The following is a 413-nucleotide window of genomic DNA, read 5'->3' as shown; positions in this document are numbered from 1 at the left end:
GTGCCAGTATTCCCGAATGCCGCCTTTAGCCCACCGTAAAGCGTTGCAGTTCCACCGTCGGTTCCAACGCGTTATCCATTCGTCATTCAGGAGCCAGTTATGCATCAACGACGCCCTTAGCGAATTCGGCTGCCTGACGGTCTGACCATCAGGCAGCTGGACATGGCAATTGAAAATTTTGTACGAGTCAACCGAAAAGTAAATTCCGCGATCAGACGCTTCGACCAATTCGTCATGCGGGATCTGGTCGAGTACCCGTACACCCGGGCGTCGGTCCAGATTGTCGATGGAAATCTTCTCCTGATGACGACCAAAGCTGCCAATCGCTTCAAATACCAGTTCCAGCTTTGCGAGTTCCTGGTCCTTAGCGCGCAAGGCAATTCGCGAAACTCTTGGTTCGGGATCAGTCAGAT

Annotated in this window: 1 protein-coding gene; it reads right to left on the bottom strand. The window is 52.5% G+C overall.

The window, feature by feature from the left end:
* Window positions 1-413, bottom strand: a 413-nt coding sequence (locus VSR34_RS38810; protein WP_342965289.1) for a hypothetical protein, incomplete at both ends; no start/stop codon positions are given.

Origin of the sequence: Paraburkholderia sp. JHI2823 (assembly GCF_038900695.1) — a bacterium.
GTDB lineage: Bacteria > Pseudomonadota > Gammaproteobacteria > Burkholderiales > Burkholderiaceae > Paraburkholderia > Paraburkholderia mimosarum.
This window is presented reverse-complemented; position numbering and strand designations above follow the sequence as displayed.